The following is a 14,007-nucleotide window of genomic DNA, read 5'->3' on the forward strand; positions in this document are numbered from 1 at the left end:
TCCCGTGACGATCCGGAGTATTCCCGGATGTCGTGGCCAACCCGGCCGCGGCGCCTATCGGTTCAGCGGAGTCATGTCGGCGTAACGGTCCCCCGCCGCCGCGGGCAGCTGGTTCAGCGTCGCGAGCTGCTCGGCCGAGAGCACCAGGGCGTCGGCGCCGACGTTCTCCTCCAGGCGTGACACGCGCTTGGTCCCGGGGATCGGGGCGATGCCCTCGCCCTGCGCCAGGATCCACGCCAGGGCGACCTGCGCGGGCGTTGCCGCAGCATCGCGCGCCACCGACTCCACGGCATCCACGATCGCGAGATTGCGGGTCAGGTTCTCGCCCTCGAAACGCGGATTGCCGCGGCGGAAGTCGCTGGGCTCGAGCGACTCGAGCGACCGGATCGCGCCGGTCAGGAATCCGCGCCCTAGTGGGGAGTAGGGCACGAAGCCGATCCCGAGCTCGCGCAGCAGCGGGATGAGCTCGGCCTCCGGGTCGCGGCTCCACAGCGAGTACTCGGTCTGAACCGCCGAGACCGGATGCACGGCGTGCGCCCGCCGGATCGTCGCCGGCGCGGCCTCCGACAGCCCGTAGCCGCGGATCTTGCCCTCGGCGATCAGCTCGGCGAGCGCCCCCACCGTGTCTTCGATCGGGGTGCCGGGGTCCATCCGGTGCTGGTAGTAGAGGTCGATGTGATCGGTGCCGAGCCGGCTCAGCGAGCCCTCCACCGAGAATCGGACGTTGGCGGGCGAGCCGTCGAGTCTGCGCTCGTTGGTCTCGTGATCGATCGTGCCGAACTTCGTCGCCACGACCACCGACGCGCGGTCGGCGCCGAGCGCGCGTCCGAGCAGTTCCTCGTTGACGTACGGACCGTAGATCTCGGCCGTGTCGAAGAAGGCGATGCCGAGCTCGAGGGCGCGCCGGATCGTGCGGATCGACTCCGCCTCGTCGCTGCCGGCGCCCGAGTAGAACGCCGACATGCCCATGGTGCCCAGTCCGAGACGCGAGACGTCGAGGGTACCGAGGGTCGTGTGCTTCATTTCGTGGAGAACCTTTCGTAGCTGGAGATCTTGTAGTCGATGGCCGCGAGGCTGCGCTGCGCCTCGGCGAGCTGCTCGAGGACGCGTTCGCGATGGGCGACGAGCAGCTCGAGGCGGTCGGGAGTGGTGTGCTCGCCCTGCCGCACCAGCTCGGCGTAGCGGCGGATGTCGCGGATCGGCATCCCCGTCGAGCGCAGCCGGGTGATGAAGGTCAGCCAGCCGACCACCTCCGGTGCGTACCGGCGATGGCTGCTGCTGGCCCGCCCCACCTCATCGAGCAGGAGGCCCTCCTGCTCGTAGTACCGCAGAGTCGAGGTGCTCAGCCCGGTCTCGGCGGCCACGTCCGAGATCGAGAGCGCCGAGTCGGTGAGGGTCATGAGCCCACGCTATGACTTCGAGTGCACTCGAAGTCAAAAGAACGATCAGAGATGCTTCTGTTCGACCCGCAGACTCGGCTCCTCGGGGAGCGGTCGGGCGACCGGGATGCGGGTTCCCACCACTTGCGCGACGATGTCGCGGGCGATCTGCTGATCGGTGAGCCCCACCTCGGCGAGGATCTCGTCGCGCGTGGCGTGCGGGATGAACTCGTCCGGAAGGCCGAGCTCGTCGACCGCCGTGTCGACGCCGGCCGCACGAAGCTCCTGGCGGATGCGGGTGCCGATGCCGCCCACCCGGATGCCGTCCTCGATCGTCACGACCAGCCGATGCTGCGCCGCGAGCTCGATGACGCTTGCCGGGACCGGCACGACCCAGCGCGGGTCGATCACCGTCGCCCCGATGCCCTGGGCCGCGAGACGCTCGGCGACCTGCAGGCCGAGCGTCGCCATCGGCCCGACCGTGACGATCAGCACGTCGCGATGAGCGGCCTCCCGGAGCACGTCCACGCCGTCGGCCGTGCGACGCGTCGCCGCGAACTCGTTGCCCACGACCCCCTTGGAGAAGCGCAGCACCGTCGGCGCATCCTCGACCGCGACCGCCTCGGCGAGCTCCTCGCGCAGCCGGGAGGCGTCACGCGGGGCGGCGATACGGATGTTCGGGACGACCTGCAGGATGGCAAGATCCCACATGCCGTGATGACTCGGTCCGTCCGGCCCGGTGACTCCGGCCCGGTCCAGCACGAAGGTGACGCCGGCTTTGTGGAGCGCGACATCCATCAGGATCTGATCGAACGCGCGATTCACGAAGGTCGCATACAGAGCGACGACCGGGTGCAGTCCGCCGAAGGCCAGGCCCGCCGCGCTCGTGACGGCGTGCTGCTCGGCGATGCCGACATCGAACACGCGCGCCGGGTACTTCTCGGCGAAGCGATGCAGCCCGGTGGGCCGGAGCATCGCCGCCGTGATTCCGACGATCTTGGGATTGCGCGACGCCAGCTCGACGATCTCGTCGGCGAAGACCGAGGTCCACGACGGCCGGCTCGCCGTCTCGACGGCCTCGCCGGTCTCGGGATCGATCTGGCCGACCGCGTGGAACTGGTCGGCGACATCCGCCACCGCCGGCTCGAAGCCGTGGCCCTTCTCGGTGATCACGTGCACGATCACGGGCGCCTCGTAGTTCTTCGCCTGGGTGAGGGCCTCTTCGAGCGCGGGCAGGTCGTGACCGGGGATCGGGCCGATGTACTTGATGTCGAGGTTCGAGTAGAGCGCCTCGTTGTTGCTGAATCGCGCGAGGAACCCGTGCATCGCCCCGCGCGTGCCGCGGTAGATCGCCCGACCCGGCGCCCCGAACTTCGCGAACAGGCGCTCGCTCGAGCGGTAGAGGTTGCGGTAGCCGCGCCGCGTGCGCACCGTGTTGAGGAAGCGCGCCATCCCTCCGATCGTCGGGGCGTAGGAGCGGCCGTTGTCGTTGACCACGATCACCAGGCGCCGGTTGTTGTCGTCGCTGATGTTGTTCAGCGCCTCCCACGTCATGCCGCCGGTCAGCGCCCCGTCGCCCACGACCGCCACGACGTAGCGATCCCCCTGCCCGGTCATCGCGAAGGAGCGCGAGATGCCGTCGGCCCAGCTCAGCGAACTCGAGGCGTGCGAGCTCTCGACGATGTCGTGCACCGACTCGGAGCGCTGCGGGTAGCCGGCGAGGCCGCCCTTCATGCGCAGACGCGAGAAGTCGTGGCGACCGGTCAGCAGCTTGTGCACGTAGCTCTGGTGGCCCGTATCGAACACGATCGCGTCGTGCGGCGACTCGAACACCCGGTGGATCGCCATCGTGAGCTCGACGACTCCGAGGTTCGGCCCGAGGTGCCCGCCGGTCTTCGAGACGGCGGTGATCAGGAAGACCCGGATCTCCTCGGCGAGCTCGCTCAGCTGCTCGCGGCTGAGCCCGTCCAGATCGCGTGGCGATCGGATCCCTTCGAGCAACGACATGTCCTCAGCCTACGCGCGGGACTCGGGAAGAGGCTGGAGCGGCATCCGCCCCGCGAGTGGTGCGCAATGGCGCGGCGTCGCGCGACGAGCCGCCATTCCGCACCATTCGTCGAGACTTCGGCGTCGAAGCGCCGCCGCTAGACCAGGGAACGCAGCACGTACTGCAGGATGCCGCCGTTGCGGTAGTAGTCCGCCTCACCGGGCGTGTCGATCCGCACGATCGCGTCGAACTCGACCGGAGTCTTGCCCGCCGGCGAGTGCTCGCTCGGCACGGCCGTCACATGCACCGTCTTGGGGGTGCTGCCGTCGTTGAGCGCCGTGATGCCCGAGATCGAGACGACCTCGGTGCCGTCCAGGCCGAGACCCTCGGCCGTCTGGCCCGCCGGGAACTGCAACGGGATGACGCCCATGCCGATCAGGTTGGAGCGATGGATGCGCTCGAAGCTCTCGGCGATGACCGCGCGCACCCCGAGCAGCGAGGTTCCCTTCGCCGCCCAGTCACGGCTCGAACCCGAGCCGTACTCCTTGCCCGCGAAGATCACGAGGGGCGTTGCGGCCGCCTGGTAGTTCACACTCGCGTCGTAGATGAACGCCTGCGGTCCGTCGGCCTGGGTGAAGTCGCGGGTGAATCCGCCCTCAACACCGTCGAGCAGCTGGTTCTTCAGACGGATGTTGGCGAAGGTGCCGCGGATCATCACCTCGTGGTTGCCCCGGCGCGATCCGTAGGAGTTGAAGTCCTTGCGATCGACGCCGTGGCCCTGGAGGTACGCACCGGCCGGGCTGTCGGCCTTGATGTTGCCCGCCGGGCTGATGTGGTCGGTCGTCACCGAGTCGCCGAGCTTCGCGAGCACGCGGGCACCCGCGATGTCGACGACGGGGCTCGTCTCGAGGGTCATGCCGTCGAAGTACGGGGGCTTGCGCACGTAGGTCGAGGCGGCATCCCACTCGAAGACCTCGCTGTCGGGCGTCGGAAGCGAACGCCAGCGCTCGTCGCCGTCGAAGACCTCGCCGTACTCCTTGGTGAACATCTCGGTCGTGATCGACGAGTCGATCGTCTTCTGCACCTCGGCCGCATCCGGCCAGATGTCCTTGAGGAAGACGTCGTTGCCCTCGGTGTCGGTGCCGAGCGGGTCGGTGTCGAAGTCGAAGTTCATCGACCCGGCCAGTGCGTAGGCGATCACCAGGGGCGGTGACGCGAGGTAGTTCATCTTCACGTCGGGGCTGATGCGCCCCTCGAAGTTGCGGTTGCCCGAGAGCACCGCGGTCACCGCGAGGTCGTTCTGGTTGATGGCGGCCGTGACCTCGTCGATCAAGGGGCCGGTGTTACCGATGCAGACGGTGCAGCCGTAGCCCACGGTGTAGAAGCCCAGGGCCTCGAGCTCGGCGGTGAGGCCGGACTTGTCGTAGTAGTCGGTCACGACCTTGGACCCCGGCGCGAGCGTGGTCTTCACCCACGGCTTGGCCTTGAGTCCCTTGCGGTTCGCGTTGCGCGCGAGCAGGCCGGCGGCGAGCATGACGCTCGGGTTCGAGGTGTTGGTGCACGAGGTGATCGCGGCCACCGCGACCGCGCCGTGGTCGAGGGTGTACTCGGTGCCGTCCTTGAGTGCGACGTGGGTCGGCTTCGAGACCGAGGCCGGCGCCTTGCTCGCGTGGATATGGTGCACCTGGTGCGCGGTCTGCTCGTCCTCGGCCGTGAACCCGATCGGGTCGGATGCCGGGAAGGTGCCCTCGATGGCCTCGTCGACGTACGACAGGTTCGAGTCGGCGTAGTCGACGATGTCCTTCTCGAACTGCGCCTTGGCGTTGCTGAGCTCGACCCGGTCCTGCGGACGCTTCGGTCCGGCGATCGACGGAACGACCGTCGAGAGGTCGAGTTCGAGGTACTCGCTGTAGACCGGTTCGTGCTCGGGGTCGTGCCACAGCTTCTGCAGCTTGGAGTACTCCTCGACGAGCTTGACCTGCTCGGCGCTGCGACCGGTCATCGTCAGGTAGTCGAGCGTGACCTGGTCGATCGGGAACATCGCGGCGGTCGAGCCGAACTCGGGGCTCATGTTGCCGATCGTGGCGCGGTTCGCCAGCGGCACCTCGGCGACGCCTGCTCCGTAGAACTCGACGAACTTGCCGACGACGCCGTGCCTGCGCAGCATCTGCGTGATCGTGAGCACGACATCCGTCGCGGTCACGCCGGTCGGGATCGCGCCGCTCAGCTTGAAGCCGACGACCTTGGGGATCAGCATCGACACGGGCTGACCGAGCATCGCGGCCTCGGCCTCGATTCCGCCGACGCCCCAGCCGAGCACGCCAAGGCCGTTGACCATGGTCGTGTGCGAGTCCGTTCCCACGCAGGTGTCGGGGTAGGCGCGCAGCACGCCGCCGACGGTGCGCGTGAAGGTGACCCGGGCGAGGTACTCGATGTTGACCTGGTGCACGATGCCGGTTCCCGGGGGAACGACCTTGAAATCGTCGAAGGCGGTCTGGCCCCAGCGCAGGAACTGGTAGCGCTCGCCGTTGCGCTCGTACTCGATCTCGACGTTGCGCTCGAGGGCGTTCTCGGTGCCGAACAGGTCGGCGATCACGGAGTGATCGATGACCAGCTCCGCCGGCGCCAGGGGATTGATCTTGTTGGGATCGCCGCCGAGGGCGCCCACCGCCTCGCGCATCGTGGCGAGGTCGACGATGCAGGGCACACCCGTGAAGTCCTGCATGATCACGCGCGCCGGGGTGAACTGGATCTCGGTGTCGGGCTCCGCGGTCGGAACCCACGATCCGAGGGCCTCAATCTGCGATTTCGTGACGTTGGCGCCGTCTTCGGTGCGCAGCAGGTTCTCGAGCAGCACCTTGAGGCTGAACGGCAGCTTCTCGTGACCCGGAACGGAGTCGACCCGGAAGACCTCGTAGTCGGTCGCTCCGACCGTCAGGGTGCTCTTTGACCCGAAACTGTTGACTGCCGACATGGCGTCTCCCTTGCTCGTCTTCGACCATCCTGCTGGCCGCAACCGCCCCGTTCCAGCAAGGCAAGCCTAAGCCCGCGGGCTCGGCTCGCCGCCGTTGATCGGCGCGCGATTTATCTCGATATCAAGATATATTACACGCCGGGTCGGATAGGGCTCACGACGAGGTGCCGTCGTCCTCGACCCGCTCCGGAGCGGTCCAGGCGGTGCGCATGACGAGCCAGGTGAGCCACAGGATCACGGCGTAGAGCGGCACCCCGGTCAGCAGCCGTGCCGTCGCAAGGGCCGAGGTATCGCCGACGGCCCAGAGCGGCAACTCCACTCCGAGCCGGATGACCGCGAGAGCCACCCAGAACCAGGTCGCGATGACCGCGACCTTGAACTGCGCGCGGTCGGCGCGCCATTCCGGGTCGCTCAGCAGAAGCGACGCGAGCACTCCGATAAGTGGTCGTCGCACGAGGAGGCTGACGACGGTCAGCAGCAGGATGGCCCCGTTGATGAAGAAGCCCGGAACGAAGTTGTCCTCAGGCCGCCCGGTCAGCAAGGCGATCACCGCCGAGATCACGATGCCGAGCGCCCCGGCGATCGCCGACGTGATCGGCTCGCGCCGCACCAGCCGGATGACGATGAAGACGAGCGCGATGACGACCGGCGCGGCGACCGACAGCCAGAGGTTGCGAGTGATCGTGTACGTCACGAGGAAGAGCAGTCCCGGCAGGATCGACTCGACGATGCCACGCACTCCACCCATGGCGAGAAGGAGGGTCGCCGCCGAGGGTGCCTGGTCGGGTGCGACGCGGCCGAGGCCCGAGCGACGCACGGCGCGCGCCATCGCCTCGCGCAGATCCGGATCGCCGGAGCCGGCGGGCGGATCCTCGTGGGGCTCGCGCGCCATCAGACGCTCTGCGGAGCGCCGCCGGCCATCGACGGCGGCACCTGAAGCGGGATCAGATCGCGGGGCGGCATCGGCGTGTTGCCGCGCACGACCACGATGCTGCGGAAGAGCTCCTCGACCTTGGCCGCGGCCTCGGGATCGGCGAGCGCCTGCCCGCTGATCACGCCGCGGAGGAACCAGCGCGGCCCATCCACTCCGATGAACCGGGCGATCCGCGTGCCCGCCGGCTCCGATCCGGGCGGAGCGGGGATCTCGGCGCGGATCTCGGGTCCGAACTGTCCGTCGCTCGTGCTGGTCGTGCCGCCCTGGCGTGCGATCTGCTCCACGATCTGGCCGCGGATCTCATGCCACAGCCCGCTGTTGCGCGGCGCCGCGAAGGGCTGGACCTGCAGTGTCGATCCCGCGTAGTCGAGGGCGACCGCGACGACCCGCTTGCTGCCCTCCTCGACCTCGAGTCGCAGCGCGAGATCGGGGCGGGGAAGCACCTTGACCCCGCCGAGGTCGACGTACGGACGGACGTGATTCGCCTCGGACTCGTCGAACGGCCCGTTGATCTCGCGATCGGCGGGAGCCGACTTCGGCTGCTCGTCCTGGGCGGAATCTGCGAGGTGATCGCTCACGCGTGTGCTCCTGACATGGGGGTGGCGCCGGCCGTGCCGGCGGCCGCATCGCCGGATCCGTAGCCGGTCGAGCCGAAACCTCCGTGGCCGCGCTCCGTGCCGGGCAGGCGCTCGACGGGGATGAAGCGGGCCCGGGTCACCGGCATCAGCACGAGCTGCGCGATCCGGTCGCCGGCGCGCACGGTGTACGGCTCGCGGGCATCCGTGTTGAGCAGGATCACGCGGATCTCGCCGCGGTACCCCGCGTCGATCGTGCCGGGCGTGTTGACGATCGTGATCCCGTGCTTCGCGGCGAGGCCGCTCCGGGGAACGACGAACGCGACGAAGCCGTCGGGCAGCGCGATCGAGACCCCGGTGCCCACGGTCATGCGCTCTCCCGGGCCGAGGGTCACATCATCCGTCGACAGCAGATCGGCACCGGCATCGCCGGCATGGGCGTACTGCGGCGGCTCTGCGCCGTACAGCAGCACCTCGACGGACTCGGTCACGCAACGAGGCTAGCCCATGGTCGAATAGGAGAATGCCGATCTATCGGGAGCGCCTCTGGCCCGCTCCGTGGGTGTTCCTCGCCACCGCACTCGTGATCCCGGCGAGCCTTCTCGTCTTCCTCCCGATCTCGACCACGGTCGGGATCATCTGCGCGATCGCCCTGTACAGCGCGATCCTCGCGGCGCTGCTGCTGACCACCCCGGTGGTCGAGGTGACCGACGTGCTGTTCGCCGCCGGGCGCGCTCGGCTGCCGCTCGCCGTCGTGACCGTGGCGGAACCGTTCGATGGTGAGGCGGCGACGGCGCAGCGCGGCACTCAGCTGGATGCCCGCGCCTGGATGCTGCTCCGCGGCTGGATCCCCGGGGTCGTCCGCGTGCAGCTCGACGACCCCAGCGACCCGACCCCGTACTGGCTCGTGTCGACGCGACGGCCGAAGAAGCTCGCGGCCGTGCTCAACGCGAGCGCCGCGTCGCCGAAGTCGGCGAACTAGCGGCGGGCGATCAGGCCGCGCACTCCTGGCAGATCGGGCCGAGCTTCGTGTCGTGGTCGAACTGCGATTGCAGCTTGACCAGGAAGCAGTTCACGCAGGTGAACTCGTCGGCCTGCGGCGGAAGCACCACGACATCGAGGTCGAGGTCGGAGAGATCCTGCCCCGCGAGCTCGAAGCCCGGGTTGTCGGCGTCATCCACATCGACGACTCCCGACATCTTGTCGGGAACACGCTCCTGAAGGGCCTGGATCGAGTCAGTGTCCTCGTCCGTCTTCCTCGGTGCGTCGTAGTCGGTTGCCATGCCCATCCATCTCTTGAAGGTGCCGTAATGACTCAATCGGCGGCGACAGTCTGCAACATCGAACCTGGATAAGCAAACCGTTGAGGACATCTCCTCGCCGCGCCCACATCAACTGACGGCACGCCCGCGTTATTCCCAGGATTTCGGCCGGGAGCGTGTCATCCTGTGCAGGAATCGTGACGGCTGGAGGTCGTTCGGCATGGAAGAGCTGAAAGTCATCGGAGTGGAGAACGGGGCCCTCCTCGTCGCCTCCGACGAGGGGACGCGGTTCCGGCTTGCCATTGACGAGGTGCTGCAGTCGAGGCTGCGGCAGACCTCGCCCGAACCGGGGATGGCGCGCAAGCTCGCGCCACGGGACGTACAGGCGCACATCCGCTCGGGAATGTCCGCAGAGGACGTCGCCGCCGTGACCGGCGCGCCGCTGGAGTACATCCAGCGTTTCGAGGGCCCCGTGCTCGCCGAGCGCGAGTACGTGATCGAGTCGGCCCTGAACGTCACGGTGCACACCGCCGTCGAGACGGACCCGCTGGCCGAGGGCGCGACCTTCGGCGCGGTCATCCGCAGCCGGCTGGCCGAGATGGGCGCCATCAGCGAGCGCTGGGCCAGCTGGAAGGAACAGGGTGGCGGCTGGATCGTCAAGCTGACCTTCGTGGCCGAGCAGATCGAACGCGACGCCCGCTGGTCGTTCGAGCCCAAGAAGAGCGCTCTGTCGCCCCTGAACCCCGAAGCGGTATCTCTGTCGCAGCAGGGTGAGCTGCCCGCGAGCCTGCTCCCCCGGCTGCGCGCCGTGCCCCTCGACGAGGGCGGGGACTCCGGACGATTCGACAGCGGCGCCTTCCAGGTGGCCGAGAACGAAACCGGTCAGGCGCCGGGGCTCGAGGCCGTCTCGATGGTGGCCATCACCGAGTTCGAGACCGGCATCATCGCGAGCGGCGCGGTCCAGAAGGATGCCGCCCCCGCCTCGACGAACCAGACGGCCGACCTGCTCGAGGCGCTTCGGCGCCGGCGCGGCGAACGCGATCCGATGGACCTCGAGCACGAGGAGTCCATGGCCGCCCACCCGTCGACCGGTACGGTGCGGCTCATCGACATCCCGCTCGACACGGCCACCGACAATCCGGTGGTGTCGAAGGGCACCCCCTCGGCCGGGGCGACGCGCGACACCGCTCCCCTGGGCAAGACTCGCCGGGGGCGGACCGCCATGCCGAGCTGGGACGAGATCGTCTTCGGGGCGCGCACGGACGACGACCTGTAGCCGCGACGGATCAGGCGAAGGCGCCGAACCGGAGCAGCGGGATCGCGGTCTCGTCGGGTGACAGCGAGCCGTGCTGGCCGATCATCGCGCGGCCGCGGTCGTCGGGGTCCACGTAGTACGCCACGCGCTTGCGTGCCGCGATCAGCACCTCGCCGATCCGCGGGAGCACCTCGGACGCGACCTCGCCGAACCAGCCCGCCGCGACCGCCTCGCCCCGAGTGGCGACCCAGGCCCGCGGCCCCTCGACGGCCCGCCAGCGCTCGGCGTGCTGCTCGGCCGACTCGCCGGGTTCGAGGTGAAGCTGCAGACAGCGCGGCTCCCCCGCGACGTGGCGCACCCCGTCCAACAGCTCCGGCGCCACGAGACGCTGCGCCGCGTGCGGCACGTCGATCACGCCGTGGTCCGCGGTGACCAGCAGGCCGTGCGCGGGGCCGAGACCCGGCACGAAGCGGCCGACCGCCGCATCCAGCTCCTCGAGGGCGGCCAACCAGTTCGGCGACTCGAGGCCGTGTGCGTGGCTGGCGGAGTCGAGTTCGGGCACATAGACGTAGATGAGGGCCGGAGGGCCGGAGAAGGCCTCGTGGGCCCGGGCGAGGCGCTCTGGGATCGAACCCGCCGAGTGGTACTCGGCCCCGCGGAGCACCGCCCGCGTGAAACCCGATTCACGGTAGCGCGCGGGGCCGATCGCGAGCGAGGCGACGCCCGCGGCCTGCGCCCTCTCGAAGATCGTCGGACAGCGTTGCCAGTCGGGCGTCATCGACTCGTCCCAGCCGGTCAGCTGGTTGACGACCCGGTCGTTCGCCGCGTCGAGCACCGTGTAGCCGACGAGCCCGTGCTCGCCGGGCGGCCGCCCCGTCGTGAGGGTGGCCAGGGCCGCTGCCGTCGTCGTGGGAAAGACCGACGAGATCGTCGGGTCGACGCCGAGCCGGGAGGCGAAGGTACGGGCATGGCCGGCGCGGGGTGTCAACGCGGTCATGCCGAGCCCGTCGGCGAGCAGCACGACCGCGTGGGTCACGGGCGCCAGGCCCAGCGCTCCCCGGCGTCCGAGCACTGCATCGAGGCAATTCGGGAGCACGTCGGCAAGGCTGAAGCGGTGCGATTTCGCCGCCGGTAACATGGGCTCGATCTTATGACTCCGCCCGAATCCCCCTCCGCGCCCTCCAGTCCCGTTTCCGCGTCCGGGGAGCGCATCGAAGACATCGATGTCTCCGCCGAGATGCAGGGGTCGTACCTCGAGTACGCGTACTCCGTCATCTACTCCCGCGCCCTGCCGGACGCGCGCGACGGGCTCAAGCCGGTGCAGCGCCGCATCCTGTTCCAGATGAGCGAGATGGGCCTGCGCCCGGATCGCGGCCACATCAAGAGCGCCCGCGTCGTCGGCGACGTCATGGGCCGACTGCATCCGCACGGCGACACCGCGATCTACGACGCCCTGGTGCGGCTGGCTCAAGACTTCACGATGCGCGTCCCCCTCGTCGACGGTCACGGCAACTTCGGCTCGCTCGACGACGGCCCCGCCGCCTCCCGCTACACCGAGGCGCGGCTGCAGGCGGCCGCGCTCGCGATGACCGACGACCTCGACGAGGATGTCGTCGACTTCGTGCCCAACTACGACAATCAGCTCACCCAGCCCGAGGTGCTGCCGGCCGCCTTCCCCAACCTGCTCGTCAACGGCTCCAGCGGTATCGCCGTGGGGATGGCGACCAACATGGCGCCGCACAACCTCATCGAGGTCGTCTCGGCCGCGCGTCATCTGCTCGACAACCCCGAGGCCACCCTCGAGGAGCTGATGGCGTTCGTGCCGGGGCCCGACCTGCCGACCGGGGGCACGATCGTGGGCCTCGACGGCATCAAGGACGCCTACGCGACCGGGCGCGGATCGTTCAAGACCCGGGCCAAGGTCACGGTCGAGCAGCTCTCGGCCCGGCGCACCGGCCTGGTGGTCACGGAGCTGCCGTACCTCGTCGGGCCCGAGAAGGTCATCGAGAAGATCAAAGACGGCGTGAACGCCAAGAAGATCACCGGCATCGCGGATGTCATCGATCTGACCGATCGCAAGAACGGCCTGCGCCTCGTCATCGGCATCAAGACCGGCTTCAGCCCCGAGGGCGTGCTCGAACAGCTCTACCGGCTGACCCCGCTCGAGGACGGCTTCTCGATCAACAACGTCGCCCTCGTGAAGGGGAAGCCGCAGACGCTCGGCCTGCGCGAGATGCTGCGGGTCTACCTCGATCACCGCATCTCGGTGATCACACGGCGTTCGCGCTTCCGTCTCGCTCGACGTCAGGAGCGCCTGCACCTAGTCGACGGCCTGCTCGTCGCGATCCTCGACATCGACGAGGTCATCCAGGTCGTCCGTTCGAGCGACGACACGGCGCAGGCGCGGGCCCGGCTCATGGAGGTGTTCGACCTCAGCACCCTGCAGGCCGACTACATCCTCGAGCTGCAGCTGCGCCGGCTCACCCGGTTCAGCCGAATCGAGCTCGAAGCCGAGCGAGACAAGCTCCGGGCCGAGATCGCCGAGCTCGAAGCGCTCCTCGCCGATCCCGCGGCACTGCGCGCCCTGGTCGCTCAGGAGCTCGACGAGGTCGCCGACAAGTTCGGTACCCCGCGCCGCACCCTCCTCACCGAGGCACGCGGCGGGGTCGCCGTGACTCCCGCCCAGCGCAAGGCGGCCGCCGCCGGCGGCCCCGCCCTCGAGATCGCCGACCTGCCGACCCTGGTGGTGCTCTCGACGACCGGACGCGCGGTGCGTGTCGATCTGCCCGACGGGGCCGAGCCGCCCGTGCCGGGGACCCGGCGGAGCAAGCACGACGCCATCCTCTCGACCGTTGCCACGACCACGCGGGGCGAACTCGGCGCGATCACCTCGCGCGGACGCCTGGTGCGCTTCACGCCCGTCGATCTGCCCTCGGTTCCCGCGAACTCGGTGCAGCTGGCTGCTGGCGCTCGCATCAGCGACTATCTGGGCATCGCCGACAAGAAGGAGCGGGTACTCGGGCTGGTGGCGCTCGACTCCGAGTTCCCGATCGCGCTCGGGACGGCTCAGGGCGTGGTCAAGCGAGTCGCCCCCGGCGGGTACCCGGGTCGCCCCGACTTCGACGTCATCGCGCTGAAGTCGGGCGACGAGGTGGTCGGCGTGGCTCAAGGTCCGGATACCGAAGAACTCGTCTTCGTCGGCTCCGACGCGCAGCTGCTCCACTTCGGAGCCGCCCAGGTTCGCCCGCAGGGAGTCGCGGCGGGGGGCATGGCGGGAATCAACCTCGCCCCCGGAGCGACCGCCCTCTACTTCGGCTCGGTCGACCCGGGAGCGTCGAACTCGGTCGTCACGATCTCGACACCGACCGACACCCTGCCGGGCTCCGACCCGGGCCGCGGCAAGGTCTCGGCGCTGAGCGAGTTCCCGGGCAAGGGCCGTGCGACCGGCGGCGTCCGGGCGCACAGCTTCCTCAAGGGCGAGAGCGCGCTCGCCCTGGCCTGGGTGGGACCGGCTCCCGCCCTCGCCGTCGGATCGGACGGCGCGACGCGCTCCCTCCCGGAGTCAGGGGCCAAGCGGGATGCCTCGGGAACCCCACTCGACGGTGTCGTCGGGAGTGTCGGCCGCTCCCTCTAACCTGCTT

The 14,007-nt window shown here is 69.3% G+C and carries 12 protein-coding genes; 3 read left to right on the plus strand and 9 right to left on the minus strand.

All coding sequences use genetic code 11. The features are described from left to right. Nucleotides 1-54: 54 nt before the first annotated feature. From ACFPJ4_RS05715 to dut, 7 genes are all read right to left on the minus strand, one after another. Nucleotides 55-1,023: an aldo/keto reductase gene (locus tag ACFPJ4_RS05715; RefSeq protein WP_386739325.1), complete on the minus strand. Its 969-nt coding sequence runs from the start codon at nucleotides 1,021-1,023 to the stop codon at nucleotides 55-57. Continuing rightward, nucleotides 1,020-1,400 carry a MerR family transcriptional regulator gene (locus tag ACFPJ4_RS05720; protein WP_386739327.1) on the minus strand — a complete coding sequence of 127 codons (381 nt, stop codon included), beginning with the start codon at nucleotides 1,398-1,400 and terminating at the stop codon, nucleotides 1,020-1,022. Before ACFPJ4_RS05720 ends, ACFPJ4_RS05715 begins: the two co-directional genes overlap by 4 nt. Nucleotides 1,401-1,445: 45 nt before the next feature. Next, nucleotides 1,446-3,386 carry a 1-deoxy-D-xylulose-5-phosphate synthase gene (dxs, locus tag ACFPJ4_RS05725; protein WP_386739328.1) on the minus strand — a complete coding sequence of 647 codons (1,941 nt, stop codon included), beginning with the start codon at nucleotides 3,384-3,386 and terminating at the stop codon, nucleotides 1,446-1,448. A gap of 137 nt (nucleotides 3,387-3,523) precedes the next feature. Further along, on the minus strand, nucleotides 3,524-6,340 hold the full coding sequence (locus ACFPJ4_RS05730) for an aconitate hydratase (RefSeq protein ID WP_386739329.1): 2,817 nt from the start codon (nucleotides 6,338-6,340) through the stop codon (nucleotides 3,524-3,526). Between the two features lie 154 nt (nucleotides 6,341-6,494). Then, complete coding sequence (locus ACFPJ4_RS05735; RefSeq protein WP_386739331.1) at nucleotides 6,495-7,232, minus strand: DUF3159 domain-containing protein; 738 nt, start codon at nucleotides 7,230-7,232, stop codon at nucleotides 6,495-6,497. Beyond that, complete coding sequence (locus ACFPJ4_RS05740) at nucleotides 7,232-7,852, minus strand: DUF3710 domain-containing protein (protein WP_386739332.1); 621 nt, start codon at nucleotides 7,850-7,852, stop codon at nucleotides 7,232-7,234. The genes ACFPJ4_RS05735 and ACFPJ4_RS05740 overlap by 1 nt, the downstream gene beginning before the upstream one ends. Continuing rightward, complete coding sequence (gene dut / locus ACFPJ4_RS05745) at nucleotides 7,849-8,340, minus strand: dUTP diphosphatase (RefSeq protein ID WP_386739334.1); 492 nt, start codon at nucleotides 8,338-8,340, stop codon at nucleotides 7,849-7,851. The genes ACFPJ4_RS05740 and dut overlap by 4 nt, the downstream gene beginning before the upstream one ends. A 32-nt stretch (nucleotides 8,341-8,372) precedes the next feature. Here dut and ACFPJ4_RS05750 point away from each other — a divergent pair, with 32 nt between their 5' ends. Then, on the plus strand, nucleotides 8,373-8,831 hold the full coding sequence (locus tag ACFPJ4_RS05750; protein ID WP_386739335.1) for a DUF3093 domain-containing protein: 459 nt from the start codon (nucleotides 8,373-8,375) through the stop codon (nucleotides 8,829-8,831). 10 nt (nucleotides 8,832-8,841) lie between these two features. Here the strand turns inward: ACFPJ4_RS05750 and ACFPJ4_RS05755 are convergent, their stop codons facing one another. Further along, nucleotides 8,842-9,132, minus strand: coding sequence for a DUF4193 domain-containing protein (locus ACFPJ4_RS05755; protein WP_386739336.1), 291 nt, complete (start codon nucleotides 9,130-9,132; stop codon nucleotides 8,842-8,844). 199 nt (nucleotides 9,133-9,331) lie between these two features. Between ACFPJ4_RS05755 and sepH the strand changes: the two genes are divergently transcribed. Next, nucleotides 9,332-10,387, plus strand: coding sequence for a septation protein SepH (gene sepH, locus ACFPJ4_RS05760; RefSeq protein ID WP_386739338.1), 1,056 nt, complete (start codon nucleotides 9,332-9,334; stop codon nucleotides 10,385-10,387). Nucleotides 10,388-10,397: 10 nt separating this feature from the next. Here sepH and ACFPJ4_RS05765 read toward each other — a convergent pair whose 3' ends face one another. Beyond that, nucleotides 10,398-11,504 carry an alkaline phosphatase family protein gene (locus ACFPJ4_RS05765; RefSeq protein ID WP_386739339.1) on the minus strand — a complete coding sequence of 369 codons (1,107 nt, stop codon included), beginning with the start codon at nucleotides 11,502-11,504 and terminating at the stop codon, nucleotides 10,398-10,400. A 12-nt stretch (nucleotides 11,505-11,516) separates the two neighbouring features. On the opposite strand from ACFPJ4_RS05765, the gene ACFPJ4_RS05770 reads away from it, so the two are divergent. After that, the gene (locus ACFPJ4_RS05770; protein WP_386739340.1) at nucleotides 11,517-14,000 is read left to right on the plus strand and encodes a DNA gyrase/topoisomerase IV subunit A; all 2,484 of its coding nucleotides are present in this window, start codon (nucleotides 11,517-11,519) and stop codon (nucleotides 13,998-14,000) included. Nucleotides 14,001-14,007 lie beyond the last annotated feature (7 nt).

Source organism: Lysinimonas soli (assembly GCF_042655435.1).
Lineage (GTDB): Bacteria > Actinomycetota > Actinomycetes > Actinomycetales > Microbacteriaceae > Lysinimonas > Lysinimonas soli.